This is a genomic window from Streptomyces sediminimaris (genome assembly GCF_047049295.1).
Classification (GTDB): domain Bacteria; phylum Actinomycetota; class Actinomycetes; order Streptomycetales; family Streptomycetaceae; genus Streptomyces; species Streptomyces sediminimaris.
On the sequence record NZ_JBJWOT010000002.1, the window covers coordinates 253,128 to 270,978 of the forward strand.

Annotated in this window: 19 protein-coding genes; 7 read left to right on the forward strand and 12 right to left on the reverse strand. The window is 70.5% G+C overall.

Annotated features, from left to right (window positions below; translation table 11 throughout):
• Nucleotides 1-13: 13 nt before the first annotated feature.
• The gene (locus tag ACJ9NR_RS39075) at nucleotides 14-1,045 is read right to left on the reverse strand and encodes an SAM-dependent methyltransferase (protein WP_412494450.1); all 1,032 of its coding nucleotides are present in this window, start codon (nucleotides 1,043-1,045) and stop codon (nucleotides 14-16) included.
• A 1,375-nt stretch (nucleotides 1,046-2,420) separates the two neighbouring features.
• Here ACJ9NR_RS39075 and ACJ9NR_RS39080 point away from each other — a divergent pair.
• The gene (locus tag ACJ9NR_RS39080) at nucleotides 2,421-2,927 is read left to right on the forward strand and encodes a DUF6924 domain-containing protein (protein WP_412494449.1); all 507 of its coding nucleotides are present in this window, start codon (nucleotides 2,421-2,423) and stop codon (nucleotides 2,925-2,927) included.
• Between the two features lie 247 nt (nucleotides 2,928-3,174).
• Here ACJ9NR_RS39080 and ACJ9NR_RS39085 read toward each other — a convergent pair whose 3' ends face one another.
• Nucleotides 3,175-3,444 (reverse strand): hypothetical protein, encoded by a 270-nt coding sequence (locus ACJ9NR_RS39085; RefSeq protein ID WP_412494448.1) that lies wholly within the window; start codon nucleotides 3,442-3,444, stop codon nucleotides 3,175-3,177.
• A 96-nt stretch (nucleotides 3,445-3,540) separates the two neighbouring features.
• On the reverse strand, nucleotides 3,541-4,434 hold the full coding sequence (locus ACJ9NR_RS39090) for a LysR family transcriptional regulator (RefSeq protein WP_412494447.1): 894 nt from the start codon (nucleotides 4,432-4,434) through the stop codon (nucleotides 3,541-3,543).
• Nucleotides 4,435-4,577: 143 nt separating this feature from the next.
• Here ACJ9NR_RS39090 and ACJ9NR_RS39095 point away from each other — a divergent pair, with 143 nt between their 5' ends.
• Nucleotides 4,578-5,645 (forward strand): YncE family protein, encoded by a 1,068-nt coding sequence (locus tag ACJ9NR_RS39095; protein WP_412494446.1) that lies wholly within the window; start codon nucleotides 4,578-4,580, stop codon nucleotides 5,643-5,645.
• Between the two features lie 34 nt (nucleotides 5,646-5,679).
• Nucleotides 5,680-6,438, forward strand: a complete 759-nt coding sequence (locus ACJ9NR_RS39100; RefSeq protein WP_412494445.1) for an SDR family NAD(P)-dependent oxidoreductase — start codon at nucleotides 5,680-5,682, stop codon at nucleotides 6,436-6,438.
• Between the two features lie 253 nt (nucleotides 6,439-6,691).
• Here ACJ9NR_RS39100 and ACJ9NR_RS39105 read toward each other — a convergent pair whose 3' ends face one another.
• The 5 genes from ACJ9NR_RS39105 to ACJ9NR_RS39125 form a co-directional block, all read right to left on the reverse strand.
• Nucleotides 6,692-7,480, reverse strand: coding sequence for an alpha/beta fold hydrolase (locus ACJ9NR_RS39105; RefSeq protein WP_412494444.1), 789 nt, complete (start codon nucleotides 7,478-7,480; stop codon nucleotides 6,692-6,694).
• Nucleotides 7,481-7,553: 73 nt separating this feature from the next.
• The gene (locus ACJ9NR_RS39110) at nucleotides 7,554-7,988 is read right to left on the reverse strand and encodes a MarR family winged helix-turn-helix transcriptional regulator (RefSeq protein ID WP_412494443.1); all 435 of its coding nucleotides are present in this window, start codon (nucleotides 7,986-7,988) and stop codon (nucleotides 7,554-7,556) included.
• 123 nt (nucleotides 7,989-8,111) lie between these two features.
• Complete coding sequence (locus ACJ9NR_RS39115; protein ID WP_412494442.1) at nucleotides 8,112-8,366, reverse strand: hypothetical protein; 255 nt, start codon at nucleotides 8,364-8,366, stop codon at nucleotides 8,112-8,114.
• Between the two features lie 474 nt (nucleotides 8,367-8,840).
• Nucleotides 8,841-9,356 (reverse strand): putative immunity protein, encoded by a 516-nt coding sequence (locus ACJ9NR_RS39120; RefSeq protein WP_412494441.1) that lies wholly within the window; start codon nucleotides 9,354-9,356, stop codon nucleotides 8,841-8,843.
• A gap of 478 nt (nucleotides 9,357-9,834) precedes the next feature.
• Nucleotides 9,835-10,038, reverse strand: a complete 204-nt coding sequence (locus ACJ9NR_RS39125) for a hypothetical protein (protein WP_412512784.1) — start codon at nucleotides 10,036-10,038, stop codon at nucleotides 9,835-9,837.
• A gap of 108 nt (nucleotides 10,039-10,146) precedes the next feature.
• Between ACJ9NR_RS39125 and ACJ9NR_RS39130 the strand changes: the two genes are divergently transcribed.
• A complete protein-coding gene (locus ACJ9NR_RS39130) occupies nucleotides 10,147-10,674 on the forward strand; it encodes a hypothetical protein (protein ID WP_412494440.1) in 528 nt (175 codons plus the stop codon).
• 25 nt (nucleotides 10,675-10,699) lie between these two features.
• On the opposite strand, the gene ACJ9NR_RS39135 is transcribed toward ACJ9NR_RS39130, so the two are convergent.
• Nucleotides 10,700-10,876 (reverse strand): hypothetical protein, encoded by a 177-nt coding sequence (locus ACJ9NR_RS39135; RefSeq protein WP_412494439.1) that lies wholly within the window; start codon nucleotides 10,874-10,876, stop codon nucleotides 10,700-10,702.
• Nucleotides 10,877-12,073: 1,197 nt separating this feature from the next.
• Here ACJ9NR_RS39135 and ACJ9NR_RS39140 point away from each other — a divergent pair.
• Nucleotides 12,074-12,592, forward strand: a complete 519-nt coding sequence (locus ACJ9NR_RS39140; protein WP_412494438.1) for a hypothetical protein — start codon at nucleotides 12,074-12,076, stop codon at nucleotides 12,590-12,592.
• Between the two features lie 76 nt (nucleotides 12,593-12,668).
• On the opposite strand, the gene ACJ9NR_RS39145 is transcribed toward ACJ9NR_RS39140, so the two are convergent.
• Nucleotides 12,669-12,857: a hypothetical protein gene (locus tag ACJ9NR_RS39145; RefSeq protein WP_412494437.1), complete on the reverse strand. Its 189-nt coding sequence runs from the start codon at nucleotides 12,855-12,857 to the stop codon at nucleotides 12,669-12,671.
• Between the two features lie 47 nt (nucleotides 12,858-12,904).
• On the opposite strand from ACJ9NR_RS39145, the gene ACJ9NR_RS39150 reads away from it, so the two are divergent.
• Both ACJ9NR_RS39150 and ACJ9NR_RS39155 read left to right on the forward strand, forming a co-directional pair.
• Complete coding sequence (locus ACJ9NR_RS39150) at nucleotides 12,905-13,234, forward strand: hypothetical protein (protein ID WP_412494436.1); 330 nt, start codon at nucleotides 12,905-12,907, stop codon at nucleotides 13,232-13,234.
• A 562-nt stretch (nucleotides 13,235-13,796) separates the two neighbouring features.
• The gene (locus ACJ9NR_RS39155) at nucleotides 13,797-13,985 is read left to right on the forward strand and encodes a hypothetical protein (RefSeq protein ID WP_412494435.1); all 189 of its coding nucleotides are present in this window, start codon (nucleotides 13,797-13,799) and stop codon (nucleotides 13,983-13,985) included.
• Nucleotides 13,986-15,047: 1,062 nt separating this feature from the next.
• Here the strand turns inward: ACJ9NR_RS39155 and ACJ9NR_RS39160 are convergent.
• Nucleotides 15,048-15,962, reverse strand: a complete 915-nt coding sequence (locus ACJ9NR_RS39160) for a class I SAM-dependent methyltransferase (protein ID WP_412494434.1) — start codon at nucleotides 15,960-15,962, stop codon at nucleotides 15,048-15,050.
• 47 nt (nucleotides 15,963-16,009) lie between these two features.
• Entirely contained in the window at nucleotides 16,010-17,716 is a 1,707-nt protein-coding gene (locus ACJ9NR_RS39165) for a LuxR C-terminal-related transcriptional regulator (RefSeq protein WP_412494433.1), read from the reverse strand.
• Nucleotides 17,717-17,851 lie beyond the last annotated feature (135 nt).

A 17,851-nucleotide genomic window follows, 5' to 3' on the forward strand; every position in this document is an offset into this window, starting at 1 on the left:
GCTGCGGTGTCGCTCAGCGACGGGGTTTGCGGACCATGACCAGTCTGCCCGCCGGGCTGTCGAGCACGAGAAGGTCCTGGAACCCGGCTGCCTCTGCCTCGGCAACCAGGTCTTCAGCGGAAAGCCCGTACGCGATGTTCTGCCGACGGTAGACGAGGCGGTCGAGCCGCGAGCGCGTGGTGCAACCGTCCCGCGCGGTCGTCGACGGGAACGTCTCCTGCATCAACAGCAGCCCGCCGGGTTGCAGTGCGCGGAAGATCGCCTTGAGGACGTCAGTTCGGGTGCCGGCCGGGAAAAAGCCCTGGGCCCAATAGCAGACGGCGAAAGCCGACTCATCCTCGAGGGAGCGCGCGTCGACTGCCCGGACCGCGACGCGGGAAGCGACACCCGCCTCTTCTGCCCGATCACGGGTTTCGGCGGCGACCGCCGGAACGATTTCGACGCCGACCGCGCGAAGTCCGGGAAACAGCGAAAGAGTCGTGAGCAGCGCGCCACCGACACCGGAACCCACATCCAGCAGGGGGCCGCCTGCCGCGAGCCTGTCCCGGTACTCCGGCAGCGCTTCGTACACCAGGCCGTACAGTTGACGGGCACCCCCACCGGCTCGAACCCCCCAGTCCCGTGCCAGTGCCAGCGCGCCGTCGAATCCGCTCCGGCTGTCAACCCGCCCGGTCGCCTCAGCGATGCAGATGCGCGCGAGGTCGTGCGCCGCGAGCGCTGTGGAAAGGTCGACGCCGGAGGCTCCCTGAACAAGAGCATCGAACGCTTCGCTCAACTGGAACGAAGTGTCCTCGGCTTGGACCACGCCGGCCGAAGCGAGTACCTCCAGCACGTCCGAGACCGCTTCTGTTGATGTGCCGGTTTTGGATGCCAGCTCCTCTACGGTGGTCCTGCCGTGCATGCGCTCCAGCCAACCGGCTTCGTGGACAGCGCGGATCAGCTCCATGAGCTCCGCGCCCGCGGCCCAGTCCTTGACCATGGACCGGGCTGACAGGGCGGCTTGAAGCCGTTCAAGGCCGTCTTCCCGGTTTGGGATGTCGTTCATGTTCTCGGTCTCCCTGCTGTCACGCATGTTCTTGATCTCTGTTCTTCTGCGGCTCGGGGAGCGGAGGTCGACCCGTCACCCTTTCGCGCCTCGGCCGTTCAGCCGGGACGCCCTCCCCCTGAGCGGCGTATTCGAACGGAGCACGTCCAGCCGGGTCACGTGCCGCGGTGATGGCCTCGTCAGCCCCGCCATCAGCGGGACCACCGCCTCCGTGGCGCCCACCAGTACGAGCAGCACCGGGTCGTGGCGGAGGGTGTCGTGGCCGCCGGTGAGGATCGCAGCGGCGGTGAGTCGCCCGGTTCCAGGAATGGGGCGGGTGGCGCGACCGGGTCGGTCGGATCGGTGCCGATGAGGTGGGCTCGTCCAAGCCCTGCACAACGGGCAACCGACACGGGCCGCGGCCAGCCCGGAGTACGGTGCGTCGGACCGCAGTTCGCGACGCGACCCGTCGTCGTGCCGGAACGGGTCAGCCTTCCGGCCCGGCACGGCGGCATCTCAGCCCTGCTGTCCTTCGCCGGTGCACGAGGGCCTCGGTGATTCAAGCGGGAGTCGGCCCAAGACCGGGAAGACTGCCTGGAACGTGTGGGCGAGCAACGCGGGGCGCCGGACGATTTGAGCGGCATGGAAGGCTCCTGGCGCTGAGACGAGGATCCGGCTGTCCGGCGGCTTCGGCGGTGACATGCCGGCCTCGACGGCGATCGCGGGCTGCTTGAGGCAGGCGTTTCGATGACGGCGGCGACGCCCGGTTCGCTGCGGCTGGACCGGCCGAACCGCTGCGCCTGCCCTGCAGTCCAGGTCCCTCGACCGGCATACCCGAGCAGGACACGTTCACCGACCGACCCCTCTGAGGTGATCTTCGGGGTGCCGGAAATCGGCCCCGACCGGCGTCCCACCACCGGCCGTCAGCGGCGCCGGGGCATCCGGCCCCGACACCTCGTCGCACCTGGCCAGCACCGAACCGGCCACGGCACAGAACAGTGCGGGGCAGTGGTTGACTTCAACCTCGCGGAGCATCGTTCCTCCAGGAATGGGCTTTCGACGTGAGCCGCTCCGGATTCGCGGCCCGAACGCTGCGGGCCACCCACACGCTAGGGGTCAGCGGGTTCTTGATCGTCACCACGCAGTGGACACTTGCTTGTAGCTCTCTCGGGGGACAAAGCCGTTCAGTCTGCCTTGCGAGCTCCGGCCCGCTGACTGATCACTGCTGATGCCAGCGGCTCCAGCGGTCTTCGCCGCTGGACATGGAAGACCACCTCCATGCCTCCCCGCGGAAAAGCGGCTGGAAATCACGGTCTGCCCCTTCTCGCCGTCCGCGCCGAATGACCCAGTGGGGGGTGGTGTATACACTCGGGGCCTCCCGGACGCCGGAGGACACATGACCGCCGCACCCTTGAGCGGGACCGACTATTCCCCGCTACTGCGCACGGACTTCACGGACGAAGTAGCGTGGCAGGCGCTGCTGGACGAGATTGACACGGACTGGCTCACGGTCATGCACGATCCGGCCCACGAGGGGCTGTCCGTCCCGGATTTGCTCGCACTGGTCCTGGAGGGCAGCGCCTATCCGGCGCTCGTCGTCGCCGACGGCGAGACGTTCTCCTCAAAGGAACGCACGCTGCTCCTGGTCGACGTCCAGGAGCAGCCAGGCCGGACGTTCCGCGCTGCCGTCCCCGACGCGTTCGATTCCGTCCTCGGCAACCTGGCCATCCGGAATCAGACTTTCGACGACTGCCTCGACTCCGGCTCTCTCGGTGACGACGGCGTCTACCGCCTTTCCAGCCACCATCGCCAGGCCCTGGTCGAGCTGCAAGGTCCGCGCGGCAAGCAGGAGTTCATGGAGGGCACCGGGCAAAGCCCCGGGCCGGGAACTCAGCGCGTCTGACCGCCGCCGACCTCCAAGGCGTCCCGGACCGTGCCCGGCGCCGCAGCGACGAAGTGCTGCCGAGCGAAGCACCTCGGCAGCACAGTCCAGTAGTCCTCACCATCAGCCGGGGCGTCCCCCGGTTCCTGGGACGGGTGGCGCCCGGTCACCTGGTAAGCCTACTTCGGCCTCACTCGCAGGCGCCGTGCGACCTCCGGCGGCTTGACGGCAGGTTCTCGGTTGTTCCCACGGCACTGCCGAGGGCCGCTCAGGCCGACTTGGCGCTCGACCGGCCGAAGAACTCGATCTCGGCGATGGCGATCTGCTTCTTCGACGACGTACCGGTGGCGGACTCGATGGTGAAGCGGACCGGGCTGACCGTGCCGACGCGGAAGGGGATGCGCTGGCCGCCCGCGCCGGGGTCGCGGGTGATCTCGCGGGTGACCTTTTCGCCGTCGGACAGGGATGATGCTCGCCTTGATGCGGTGCGGGCGGGCCGACCGCGGCGGTCGGCCCGCCGACGCCGGGTTCCCCACAACGGCCGCCGGTTACACCGCTGATCCCGCATTCGTGGCTGCTCACGGTGTTGATGCCGCGATGGGCGTGGGAGGCATGTCTTCCCACGGGTCGGGGTTCATGTCTGCCCCCCGATGGTCGTGCGGACTTGGTCGCGGAACCAGCGGTGGGCGGTGTCGGTGTCGTGGCGGGGGTGCCAGGCCATGCCGATCTCGATGGGTGGGACGTTGAGGGGGATGGGGAAGGTGCGTAGTCCCAGTGCGGTGACCGCGTCAGGCAGGTTGCCGGTGGCGATGGTCAGGCAGACCAGGTCCGTGGTCCGTGCCAGCATCATCGCGCTGGTGTGGCTGGGTACGACGGCGGCGATGTTGCGGCGCAGGCCCAGCTTTCCCAGTGCGGTGTCGATCGGGCCGTGCCGTTTGCCGGTGCGGGAGATGCCGATGTGATCGGCGTCGGCGAACCGGCGCGCGTTGATGGGCGCGTCGAAGAGTGGGTGGTCGTGGCGCGCGGTGGCGACCATCGGCACGCGGGCCAGCGGCTCGGTGTGGGTTTCTGGGTCGAGGTGGTCCAGCACGCCGAGTTCGAGGTCGACGGAGCCCTGGCGGAGCGCGGGGGTGTCTTCCACCGACTCGGGTATGAAGGTGACACCGACCGCCGGGGCTTGGGAGCGGGTCCGGCTGATCAGCGGTGCGGCCAGGGCGGCCAGTAGCGCGTCGCTGGCCTGCACGGTGAAGGTCCGGTTCAGGCTGGCGACGTCGAGTCCGCGCGTGGAGGTGAGTATGGCCTCGGTGCGTTCGATGAGCGCGCGTACCTCAGTTCGGAGTTCGAGCGCCCGGTCGGTGGGGACCATCTGCTGTCCCGCGCGGACGAGCAGCGGGTCCCCGACGATGCGGCGGAGGCTGGCCAGTTTGCGGCTCATCGCGGCCGGTGAGGTGCCGAGTTGGTCGGCGGCTCTGGTCACGCTGCCCTCCTGGAGCAGTGCGTCGAGCGCGGTCAGCAGGTTGAGGTCCATGCGGTCGTCCTCTCCCTCCGTCTTTGCGCTGAGCGCAATGATTACATGCCGATCTTTGCATTGCCGTCATGCCCGGGTCGATGGAGGCTGCATGTGTTCGCAGAATGCGGACGGGTGAGACACGCGATGTGAGAGGGGTAGTCATGCCGCAGACGGCCCGAGCCGGCCGGACCGGGGACGTGGTGGCCGTGGTGAGTCAGAGCGGTCCCACGGTGTCGTTCTTCGACGCCGTGTCGGACCGGCATCTCGACACCGTGGAGACGCTGGCCGAGCCACACGAGCTGTGCTTCGACCCGACCCACCGTCTGCTGTGGTGCGCCAACACCTACCGTGGCGGGTACTACCACGCCAACGCCGGCCGCCGCAGCGAGCTGACCGTGATCGACCCGGACACCCGGCAGATCGTGGAGGTCGTCGACCTCGCCCCCGAGCACGGCCCGCACGGGCTCGCGCTGGACGTAGCGCGCGGGCGGCTGTATGTGAGCGTGGAGGGGTCGCGGACCCGCGTCGGGGGAGTGGTGATCGTCGACACCGCCACCCGGCGGGTGCTCGACCGGATCGACACCGAGGCACCCGGTCCGCACTGGTTCGTGGCGAGCCCGGACGGGATGACGGGGTACGCCAGCAACAAGGAAGCACCGTTCGTGTCCGTCGTGGACCTGCTCGGCGGCACGCTGACGGACCGGATCGAGGTGCCCGGCGGGGAAGGTCTCGCGGTGTCCCAGGACGGGGCGAGGGTCTACCTGGCGTCGCCGTACGCGTCGTTCGGCGGCGCCAGGCCCGAGACGGCCCCGGGTATCCGCGTCATCGACACCAAGACCCGGTCCGTCGTCGAAACGCTGCCCACCGACGACCTCGTGGTACCGGTGCACCTGACCACCACCGGCAAGCTGCTGGCCGGAGAGGTGCGGATGGCCTCAGGCGACGGCAGCGGGAACGCACACGCGGAGCCGGGACAGCTCCGGACGCCGGGGCAACTGACTGTATTTTCGGCCGAGAGCCACGAGAAGGCAGGCAGCATCGACGTCGGCCGGTGCCCGCTGACGATCATCTCGTCGCCGGACGGAGCGTTGGGCTACGTGGCCAGCGTCATCGACTCCACGGTGCACGTCATCGACCTGGACGCGATGTCCTGCCTGGCCCGGCTGGACATCGCCAAGCTCGGCGAGCCCGGCGCCCACGGCCTGGCCTACATCCCCCGCGCCGCCTAGCGCTGTTCTCGTGATCCGTGAAGGAGATCCGACCATGACTCGCATCGCACTCGTGACCGGCGGCAACCGGGGCATCGGCCGCGCCGCCGCCGACGCTCTCGCCGACGACGGCACCGACGTCATCCTCACCTACCGCTCCAACCCGGACGAAGCCGAGGAGGTGGTCGGCAAGCTCATCGCCCGCGGCCGCACCGCGGCCGCCCTGCCGCTCGAGCTCACCCAGCCCGAGAGCTTCCCGTCCTTCGCCGAGCAACTGCGCGCACAGCTGCGGAACCGATGGGGCACCGACCACTTCGACATCCTCATCAACAACGCCGGGTTCGACAAGCTGACCCCGTTCGGCCGGACCACCGCCGACGACATCGACGCCCTCTACGCCGTGCACGTCCGGGGACCCGTCCTGCTGACCGAACTACTGGCCCCCATCGTCCGCGACGGCGGCCGAATCCTGTTCACCTCCACCGGCCTGACCCGCTACGCCGCCAACCCGGCATATTCGGTCTACGCCGCCATGAAAGGCGCCGTCGAGGTCTACACGAAGTACGCTGCGAAAGTGCTGGCAGCGCGCGCCATCACCGTGAACGCTCTCGCACCTGGCGCGACCGCGACCGACTTCGCCGGCGGCGTCATCCGCGACGACGACAACTACCGCGCCGTGATCACGGCCAACCACGCGTCGGGCCGCGTCGGGGAACCGGAAGACATCGGCAACGCCGTGCGCGCCATCACCGCCGAAGCGGCATCGTGGATCACCGCACAGCGCATCGAAGCATCCGGCGGCCAGAGTCTGTGACTCCGCACGGGCGGGGCGCCGTGCCGGCCGGGGCCGCTGCCACTGCCGAGCACAGCGCGCGCGGCGGGCGAGACCGACCTGCCGGGATCTGCTCGGCGGTCGCCGCTCACGGAGAGGTGTGTCAACTCAGCGGCCCTGTCTGCGCGGAACCCGGAGCTGAGTGCGGCGTTCATGGTGTTCAGGACTATCGCGGCCTGCGCGTTCTTCACATGGCTGGCGGGTGCAGTCGGTTGTGTTCCGTGTGCGTACCAGGTCAGGCCCGGCTCAGGGCCTGCAGCAGCAAGGCGTTGAAGGATGCAGCGGCGCGGACCGGGATGAGGTGGTCGCTGTCGAGGCTGTGACAGATGAGCTGCTGAGCGGGGAGGGCGTCGGCGATGCTGCGGGCGACCTTCGCGGCGTGCGGGGTGTCGTGGATGGCGGTGATCAGATCTACGGGGCAGCACAGCTCATGCAGGCGTTGTGTTGCCGGTGGGCTGCCCCATCGGCTCAGGTCCGGGGGGAGGGTGAAGCCGGTGAGGTTGTCGGTGATCATGCGGCGGATGGTGAGCGTGGTCTCGGAGTGCGGTGCCAGGGGTGCCCACAGCCTGACGGCGATGTCGACGAACCGGGTGAAGTCGCGTCGTGCGGCTGCTTCGGCGAAGGCGGCGGCTTGTTTTCCCGGGGGCAGCGGAATGCCTGTGATGCCTGGGGCGGCCAGGACGAGTGACCTGGTCCGATCGGGGTGCTGAATGGCGAAGTCGACGGCGATGCGGCCTCCGAGGGAGGCGCCGACCAGCGTTGCGGAGCGCACGTCGAAATGGTCAAGGACTGCCATCAGGTCGCTGACGGGGGCAAAGGGCGCGGTGGGAGCCGGGCTGCGGCCGAATCCGCGCTGGTCGTAGCGGATGACGCGGTGGTGCTGCAGCACGGCGCGCACCTGCTGATCCCACATGCGCCGGTCGGCGATGCCCGCGTGCAGCAGGATGACGGCGGGGCCGTCGCCGGCGGTGTCGGCCGCCAGGCGGTTCCCGTCGGGCAGGGGTATCCACGTCGTGTGGGTCATGCAGGCTTCCTTGGTCGGGACAGGTGCGAGCGGTGGTGTCGTGCGCGGGTCTGCCAGCGGCTCGGGCAACTGCTCACAGCAGGTCGGCGATGCGGGCCAGCAGAGGCATGGCGGCGGTCAGCTGGGCGCGTTCGTCGGGAGCCAGAGCGTTTGACAGAGCGTGACCGATGCTTTGCGTCACGGACTGGGCTTGCGAGGCCAGTGCTGCCGTGCCGGCTGCGGTCAGGGTGATCGTGGTCTTCCTGCGGTCGCGTGCATCCCGCCCACGCACGATGAAGCCACGGCGTTCCAGGGACGCCAAGGTCGGGACGAGCGCTTGCGGCAGAAGTTTTTCGTGGTTCGACAGCTCGCTCTGGCTGCATGGGCCGCTGGTGTGCAGGCGAGCCAGGACCGAGATCTCGGGAAAGGCGAGTTCTCCGTCGGCGTACAGGTGGCGCATGCGGCGCGCGAGTCGCCCGCCGACAACACACAGGTTTGTTGCCAGATCGGCAAAGGGGTCCACAGTCACAGACTAAAGCTAACTTTATAAAGTCAACTTTATCAACTGTTAGCCGGGCTGCGGATGCGGCACACCGCCGCGGAAGGCTCTGCACGCAGTACTGAGACGCTATCCGCTTCCGCGGGTCACCAGTCACCGGTGAGCGCGATCACGAGCAGGGCCATGGTGTTTGCGCTTGCCGGAGTAGTTCTTCCGGTTCTGTGCCCCGGTGCGCCGTCGGGTGCGGATCAGTAAGCCGTCCAGCAGGATCACCCCGCTCTCGGCCAGCATTTCCTGCAGATGCCTGGCCGACTCATCGGCGGACGTCAGTTCACTCCGGCGAGCCGTGATCAAACGCCCCGGCCATGCCAAAGCCCTGGTCGCCGTCGCCCGCTCGCCACGCATCATCGCCTGGCACCAGCGGCTACCCGTCCGCCCGCATCCGCCGCAGGGCACGCCTTGCGGAGATCAGGGCGGGCATCCGAACCAACCCCGACCGCCGCCCGCCGGGTTCACGCTCGGGCCGACGCCATGACATCCGAGACCGCCTACGACCTCGCCCTCCAATGGGGCTCCCCCTTTAAATCGCCGTCGACGGCATCAGAGCCCATGCCGAACACGCCACCATCCCCGGCCAGCGCGGCGCACTACGCGCCGCCGTCATCGCGTATCTCACCCGCTCCCATGGAGAACCGCGCGCCCTCGCCCCCAGCCAGGGCATCCGCCCGCCGCTCTTCACCTACGACGTCCTGGTCCTACGCTGTCGCCGTTCCGTGAAACCAGGTTCAGAGATCGCCGACATACGCCCCGCCGGTTGGTGTTCCGGCGGGGCCGTCGTCGGTGAGCTGTCGTCTTCCTCGGCAAGGTGCCGGTGGATCGGCCTCAGCAGTCAAACACCGACCAGCAGTTGTCGTTGCGCAATCGCTGGTCGTCAAATACGAGCTCGCGAATCGCCTCCGGAAGCCGGTCGCGCCGCCACTGGCACTCGAGTCGCCTTGCGGCCTCGCTCTCGCCTTTCGGCGCGGCAGCGCGTGCGGCCTTGATCGCATAGGCAGCCGCACCGAGCTCGTGCGCGGCGACGTGCGCGACGACTGCGGCTTGGCCGGCGGCGTAAGCGGCATGCCGTGCTGCGCCACGCAGGTCCCGGGCCGCGCCCATCGCATGGCCGCCCGCCGAGCGGGCCTGCATCATCTTGACCTCGCCTCGCACCCAGGCGCGGGCATGCTCGATCGCCCGCCGCGGCCGAGGGTTCTGAGGCTGAGCCGACTCGACGCGGTCAAGGACGTGCTCCGCGCAGGCCGCCGCCCAAAGGGCGAGGAGATGATGGTCCGCATCAGTGAGGGTCCCACCGCGGCGGATCGTCACGAAGCGAGGGTCTCTGACCTTCGGGAGGATCATGGTCGGCCTTCCTTCCTGCCGGCATCGCCCCACATCCGAGCATGCGTATCCGCGACCGTGAGCACCGGTGCCTCGGCGCGCTGCACGGCCCTTTCGGACTCGGCCAAGAGTTTGCCGGGAGGGCCTTCGCATGCCCTCCTGATCGGCAAGGTGTCGCCGCCGACGATCACCACCGTCGCGCAGACATGCGTCCGAACCCGTCGGCACACAGCATGCTCTCAGCCCGCCGCTCACATAGGCATCTTGAGCGTCGTTGAACACCCCGGCCCGCCGCCTGCTGGCTGTGGCTGACCGCGCTGGTGTCCTGCACGCCGGCGGGCGCCTGCCCGGCGGGCCGCCTGCGCGCTCATGGTGACGGCGGTCGCGAGGGCCAACGACGCCTTCACTTCCTTGCCGTTCACCGCCGGCCACGCGGCCGGGCCCGGGTGGTGGCCGCCCGTCGCCTGGACGCTCGCCTGCACGGTCGTTCTGCCTGCGGTCAGAGAAGACCGGGAACCTCCTCGCCCACGAAGCCGCCGGGCTCGCCCCGGGACGCCTTGTCCCCCCTGCCCTGCAGCCGACCGACGTCCACCAGACCGGACTCGTCGCGATCCCCGGCAGCCTGGCCACCCACCGCGCCTACCAGCGGCACGGCTCCGCCCCCGGTCCGCTCGGCCTCCGCGGGCTGATCCGTCCGCCGCACGCTGCCCCCTGCATCGGCACCACCCCCGGACATCTCCAGGGCCTGTCCGAGGAGAACGAGTCGGTGCGTCAGCGGCTGCCGAGGGCTCGATCGATAGGCTGGCATCCCGTGGAGCTGTGGGGAGCACGTCTTTACGGGAACCCTTGCCGGGACTGCGGATTCGGCTGGTCGCTGAGCCCGCGTGAAGCCGTTGGACTGGTCGAGGATCTTCCGGCGCGGTACGGGGCGTTGGTGAAGGGGCGCCGCGGTGATGAACGGCATCCGGAGCTGGCCTGGAACATCGCGGCCTACATCAGCCACGTCACCGACAATCTGCGCAACTGGGCCGAGCGACTGGCCGGGGCGAGGCTCACTGGCGTGCGCCAGGTCCCCGGCTACGACCAAGACCTTCTGGCCCAGGCCCGCTCCTACAACGACGTCTGCCTGGCGGGAGCTGTGTGGTCGCTGCAGCGGGCGGCCGAGGCCTGGGCGGAGTCGGTGTCTGCCGCACTGGAGGAACACGTCGTGCTTGAGCACGCCGACCGTGGCGTGCAGCGGGCAGAGGACATCGCACGCAACAACGCCCACGACGCCGCCCATCACGCCTGGGACATCGAGCGGATCTTGGCGTACACCGATCAGTCAACCGGGAGCTGAGCCCGGCATGTATCCAGGACGGCTGTCAGCGTGGGGGATCGCACGGTGCGCGGAAGTCGACGGGCCGGTTCGCGTCCTGCTGGACCTGTTCGGCGATGCGACTGGCCTCCGCTTGAACGTCGCCGAGTTCGGCCACGAGAGTGTCGTAGATCGGTGCTTCGCCGGGCGCCGCCGGCCGGGTGGTGCGGTGGTGCTGGTTCACTGGTGTGATCTTCCCCGTGAATGGAAACGGCTTGCGAGTGTAGGGGCCGCGATGAGGGTCGGGCGCACCGGGCGAGCGAGGTCCGCTGGCGGACGGGAGGGCCGTGGGCTCCTGCGCTTGCGGCGTGGGGCGGCACCGTGGGGGAAGGACTGTGCTGTCCGAGGGAGTGAAGAGGCGGGCGGCAGCGGGCGGGCACAGCGCCCTCGCATCGATGAGCGGATGGATCTGCGTGACGAGTGCGAACAGTGAACGGGCCGCTGACCGGTTTTCCGGGCGGTTTTGGACGGTGCGGCCGGCCGGGCACCGTGACGGTCCGGCCTCGGTCACCTGCAGCGGGAGCGGGTGCCGGATGCCGGCCCGGTCCAAGGACCTCGCAGGGCTGCGCGCCTTCGCGGCCGGGCGTGCCGCCGCGCACGCCAAGGCGGCGAAGGCACGCCGTCACGCGTCCTGTCACTGCCGCGCCGTGGGGTGCGCCGCCCACCCCGCCATCCGGGCCCTGTGTACCGGGGGCGTGGTGCTGGTCGTGCGGCACGACCCCGTCGTGGGCCGGGTGTGGATCGTCGAAGAGGCCTGCGCGGTGCTGATGCCCCATGCCACGGTCGCAGCCCGCGCGCCGCGGCCGGCAGCCGTGCCTGCGCCCCCGGTTCCGCGTTCCGACTTCCCGGCGCCGACCCGCGTCCCGGGCGGCTTCTCCTCCGCCGGCGCCGTCGCGGACAGCCCGGTGCCCAGGCCCCGCAGCGCGCGCCGCAGCGGGCGCGGACCACGCCGAGGCCGCGGAGGGCGGCCCGCGCAGGGACGCTGAGGATGCCCAGCCGCGGTCCGGCGGAGCAGGGGGCGCGCAGCAACCGCGCCGGGCCGTGATCGGTGCGGGCCTACGCTCGCCCCGGTGGGGCAAAACCGGCGATGTCACGCACCTGTTTCCCGCGGGGCGGAAGCGGAGGGGTGAGCGCCGCCCGCCGCCTCCCGGGAGGCGGCGGGCGGAACGGCCCTCCGGCCGCGGACCCGCCTGCTCACGGGCAAGCTGCCGCCTGCCGCCTGCCGCCTGCCGCCTGCCGCGCGGTGCCCCCTGTCGCCGAGCAGAGAGAGCCGCGATGAGCGAACGGACCGCCGCTGCCGACGACCTGGCCGCGCTGCTGACCGGCGCGAGAGGCGATGCCTTCGCCCTCGCTACGCCGAGGTGCCGCCCGATCCGGTGGAGTGAGAGCAGGCAGCCGCACCGGCGGCGGGGGAGACGGGAGCCGCGCGGGCCGCCGCGGCCGCGCGCGCATCGAGGTCCGCGAGGTCGTCCACGGGCAGCGCCAGGCGCTGCGCCGGTGGCTGCAGCTGGACGACGGGCGCCGGCCGTTGACGATCCTCTCGGCCGACGCAGGAGAGCTGCGCGAACACACCCCCGGCGAACTGGCGGCCCGCGTCGGCGAGGCGGGCGATCCCGACCGGGCGGCGCGGACCGCCCTCTGGCTCAGCAGCTGGCTGTATCGGCGCGCGGCCGACGCACCCCAGCAACAGGTCCTCGACTGGGTGGCCGCGGCGGCCGCCTGGGCCTGGCACATGCACGTGCTCGCCGACGCTCCGCCGTCCGGGGTACTCGCCGACGCCCTCAACCGGGGGCAGGCGAACAGGACCAGGCCACCGAGGACCTCCTCACCCGTACCGGCACCGGCCTCGCCCGGCTCCTGCGGCGCCTGCCGCAGCGCTCCCGGCCGCGAGGCGACCTGATCGAGGACTACCAGACGCTGCGGGCGGTGTCGGCCGGTGTGCCCGAGCTCCAGGCGAGTGCCGACTGGCTCCTCGATCAGGTCGCTCTGTGCGACCACGAGGCGCGGTGGCTGCGGGCACGCTCGAGCCCGACATCGCCGACCATCTGTGCGACCGCCTGCTGGCGGGAGCGGACGCTCCGCCTCTGGATGCTCCGCGCGTCGAGCAGCTGGCCCAGGCCCGCGCGGTCGTGCGGGACTACGCCGCCGCCGTCTGCAGGGGCCACGCGGGGGACGCGGCCCGGCTGCGGGGGCCTTCCCGCCGCCGCTGCCCGTGCCGGAGCAGCAACCGGTCGGCGCATGGCGGCAGCGGTCGGTCACCGCCCGGCGCGCCGTGGACGCACTGGCCGGCCCGGCGGATGCCGCGATGGCCGAACACCGCCTCCTGGACGGCCCGGAACGGCTGCACGCCGAGGCCACCTACCTGGCCACGCGGCGGGCCCGGCTGCACCTGATGCACGATGCGCTCGGCCGTGTCGCCGATCCGCTGCCCGCACCGCCCTTCCTGCCCGAGGGCCGTACGCAGGTCACGGCCGGGACGGTCCAGCGGCGTCTCGCCGAGGCTTGCGGCTCCGGTGAGCGGGCCCCGCAGCCCAGCCGATAAACCGCTCTGGTGGGGGCTCGTGGCCAGGTAGTGCGCACAAAACCGGCGTCCGTCCGCGCCGAGTACGGACGCCGACACCACATCGGCACACTCACCCGCGCTGCATGATCAAAGAACGCATGTCTCCCATCACAGAAGAAGGCCGCCCTGTCCCGCAGTGGTGTCACTCACGGCTGTGTTTGCCCAGGTCAGAGCATGAGACGTCCCAGAGCGCAGTCACTTCGTGGCCGATGCTGGAAATCCCGGCCCGCGGTCCGTCAGCGTGGGCGCTGCTCCGAATCCACGCATCGGCGGATCTCAATCCGGCCGATGCCGATCCCAGGGAGATCTGGTGGAACGAAACCATCGTTCGCGTTTCCGAAGGACAGTCACGACCGCACTCAGCGTCGGGGCGCTGTGCGTCAGCGGAGCAGTGATCGGCCCCTCGGCAAGTGCGGCTCCAGCCCGGCCCGCGGCCTCCTGTTCCGGCGGGTACCGGGACGTGTACAGCGCGGAGTCCGTCAACAGCCGCGGTGACCAGTCGGTTGCCGTATGGCTGCAGTACAACCCGTCATGCAGGAGTGTGCGAGCCCAGGTCGCGAAGGCGTCCGACACAGGATGGGAGATCTGGGTGTACAACAAGTCCAACGGCGGGAAAGCCACCCAGTACAGCCCGGGCACGACGACCAGCTGGCTCAATGACGCGGGAACGCTGTCCCACGCCTGCGTGCAGCAGTACGGATCCCCGAAGGCATGCACGCCGTACTACTGACAGTCACGCCGCATCACTGCGTCGAGCCGTCCGGCCACGGCTTCGGATGCTCCCGCGGCCACTGACCGGCAAGGTTCACCTCGCAGTGGAGCAGGGGGCAGAAGTCCTTGTCGGTCGTGATCACGGCCGGGCAGCGGGGCGACCCGCCGCAGTTCGGGGCTGGGCCGGGCCGGTGTGCCCGCAGGTCCGGGACTGTCGGGGGTGAGCCGGTGGCGAGTGGGCGGTCCTGCCCTGCGTGCGAATGAGGCGCGGGACCGCCGGGCCCGGCTGTCCTGTCAGAGCCAGAAACCCAAACCATACAGAATCATGTCATATTGGCACACGCGTCACACGGGTCGATCCCGCGGCGAGTCGACGGCGTGATGGGCGGGGCAGACATGCCGTCAGGGCGTGCTCGGCCCGGGCGGATCCGCGGCGCTGCCTCCGGTAGCGGCGCTGCGGCAGTGCAGCAGGCGGCGGCCACCGCCGAAGCCGACGCGGGTCATGCGTACAGGGGCGGGTCCTTCAGCCGGTTCGGCGCTCACACTCCGCTGTTCGAGGATTCGGCCAAGCCTGTCCCGGCCTCCCGTCACCCGTGCAATGATCCGAACGCCAGAGCGTGCCGAGCGGCTGCTTCATGGCGGCGGGGGTGGCATGGCACCGATCGTTCTCGTGCACGGCATCTTCAACTTCGTGTGTGGCGCCGAGCCCGAAGCGGCGGCGCGGCGCGCGGCCGACGGCCGCCTCAGTCTTGCCGACGGCTTCGCCAGGGCCTGGATCCCCGGGCCCTGCCCTGACGTGGTGATGGCCTACTACGCAGACCTCCTGCCGGTCCGATGTGCCGCAGGACGCCCAGGCGGGAGGGGAGGCGCCGGGCTTCGACGGCTGTTCGAGGACGCTGCCGGATGGGTGGATGAGGTCCGTGGAGACGGTAGCGGAGGGAAGGTGGCGCGGTCGACGAGCAGGACCCGGTAGCCCTTCCGGGCGAGCAGCATCGCGGTCGGTGACCCGGCGCAGCGGGCGCCGACGACGATGGCGTCGTAGCCAGGGTGCGGGAGTGGTTGACCGTTGAGGTTCTCCGTTTCAGTGCTTGTGTCCGACCGTGAGGAGATACTCGGCCGAGGTCAGGCCCTGATGCAACGCGAGTAGGTCGCGATGCAGCTCGGGCCAGCGGCCGTCCGCCTCCGCCACGGCGCGCGCGGCCATGAGGGGCCCGAATCTGTTCAGGCGGTACTCGAGGTCGTCCTCAGCGGACGCGAACGGCGGGAAGTGGGCCTCGCCATGCTCGAACTCGAGGTCGACGGCAGCGTCGGCGAACAGCGAGCGCACGTGCTCCTCCCGGCCCCAGAGGATCGGAGGGGACGCGAACAGTGGCGGCGCCGGCAGGTAGCGTGCGAGGGCTGCGAAGACGTCACCCATACCGCTCTCGGGTGTCCAACAGATGAGGGCCAGCCGCCCGCCGGGACGTAGTACCCGGGCGAGTTCGGCGGCGGCGACGCGATGGCGCGGGGCGAACATCGCCCCGAGGACGGAGACCAGGACGTCGAATGTGGCGTCGTCGAACGGCAGCTCCTCGGCGTCGCCTTCGACCCACTCCACCTCGGCTCCGGCGTCTGCTGCGGCCCTGCGTCCTGCGTGGAACAGTTCGGGGGTGAGGTCGAGGCCGACGGCGTGGCCACCGGCCTGGGCCGCGCGGATCGCCGCGTTGCCCGACCCGCATGCCACATCGAGTACGTGCTCGCCCGGCCGTACGCCGACGCAGGCGATGATGCGCTCGCCGAGTGGCCACAGCTCCCGCTCAGCGATGCTGGGATAGTCGCCCGCGGCCCACATCGCTCGGGCACGATGCTTGAGCTCGACGAGCGCACGCGATTCCTGGGCCTCGCGGTTCACCTCGTGGACCGCGGGAGTCCGCGTCATCGGCCCGCCATGGTGTCCTGTCTGGTCACGTTCTGTCTGGTCACGTTCTGTCTGGTCTGGTTCTGTCTGGTCTGGCATGCCGCCAGGGTGCGCCCGTCCGCGCCCGATGCCATCGGCGAGAACCCTCAACTCGTGGCTGATTCGCCCTCGACGTGGCGTACGGCGTAGGCCGCGGCCTCGGCGCGGCTCCGCAGACCGAGCTTGGTCAGCACGCCGCGCACGTGATGCTCGATCGTCTTCCGGCTGAGGAAGAGCCGGTCTGCCAGTTCTCGGTTCGACAGCCCCTCGCCGAGTAGGAGCAGCACCTCCCGCTCCCGTTTTGTCAGTGCCTCGGTGGTGTTGCGGCCGCCGCGGGTCGCGCGCTCCCCCCACGATCGGAGCAGGGTCGCGGCGGCGTCGGCGTCTCGGCTCGCGCCCAGCGCGTCGAAACCCGCCAGCGCGGCCCGCGCCTCTGCGACCGCGGCGGGGCGATCTCGGTCCGCCGTCAGTGGGGCCAGTATGAGGTGGGTGCGTGCGGCCTCGTAGGGCATCTCCAGCCGCTCGAGGCCTGCCAGCGCGCGCTCCAGGTGGCGTACCGCGGTGGGAACGTCGCCGCCGGCGGCGAGGACTCGGCCGTGTGCGCGCTCAGTGCGCGCGACAATCAGGTCATGGCCTGCAACCGTCGGCAGCGCGGCCATCCGCCGCACGGTCTCGGCCGCCTCATCCAGACAGTCGATCTCGATCTCGGCTTCGCTGAGCAGCTCCAGCAGCTCGGCCTGGTCGAGACAGATCGCGGCTCCCGCCCGGTATGAGGTGGTCCGGTCACGTCGGCGCTCGTCGACCTCGAGCAACCGCCGCCGGAGCATCCGGGCCGCCGTGGCGGGGTCGTTGCGCGCCAGCCGCAGTACGGCGAGGGCCGCGGTGCTGGCGACGTGGTCGTCGAAGCCGTCCAGGAGCCGCTCGGCCTCCTCGATACGTCCCTGGGCGAGGCGCAGCTGGGCCAACCCGGCCAGCGCCTCGCCGTACAGGGCGCGTTCGGCGGACTGGCCGATGCGCAGTGCCTCTCGGAACGCTTTTTCCGCTCCGCCCCAATCCCCGGCGGCGAAGAGCACGGCGCCATGGTAGGTCCGGCAGTGCGTGTACAGATGGGCGCAGCCGTAGCGGCGGGTGAACCCGTCGGCGGCGCGGATCCACTGGGTGGCTCGTTCGACCTCGGCGACGCGACTGCAAGAGCTGATCATGTTGCAGCTGGTGTAGACGACCGTGTTCAGTCGCCGGCACTCCCCACCGAGCGACGCGGCCATCGCCTCGTCGAGCAGCGCACCGCCTTCGGCAAGCCGCCCGAGCTGCACCAAGGCGGCCCCGAGCTGGCTCAGCGCGCACAGTTCGAGATCGGGGTCGGCGAACCGCCGGGCCAGCTCGCTCGCCTGCTGCGCCCATCGCCGCGCTGCCGCCGCATCGTCGCTGTCGTGGGCACGCAACAGCAGGACCCATCCGGCCAGCGGCGCCAGATCGGCCTCCTCCACCAGCCGCGACAGCCGTCCCAGCCACCCTCGTGCCGCCGCGGTGTTGCCCAGGCTGATCCTGTACAAGAAGTAGAGCCCGATCGCCGACTGCGCGGCATGCAACGGATTGGGACGGCGGCGGAACGCGGCGTAGGCGCGTTCCCCATGCTTGATCGCGTCCTTGGTTTCCCCCTGCCACCACATCACGTCGGCGAGCCCGGCGAGCGCCTCGGCAACCGGATGTTGCTTCAGCGCAGCCTCGAACGCGGCCCTGGCATCGCCCCATTGGCCGGCTGCCATGGCCTCGTCCCCTGCCGCCAGCAGATCATCCAGCTCGGCTGCCGCCACCCTCCGAGGGTACGCGCGACCACCCGCCCGTCGCCCAGCGCCCGCACCCGCGGGACGGGGACGCTTGGTGCTGCTACCTCGCGCGGGGCGTGGCCCGGACCGCCAGTCGGCCTCGGGCCAAGCCGTGGCGGCTAG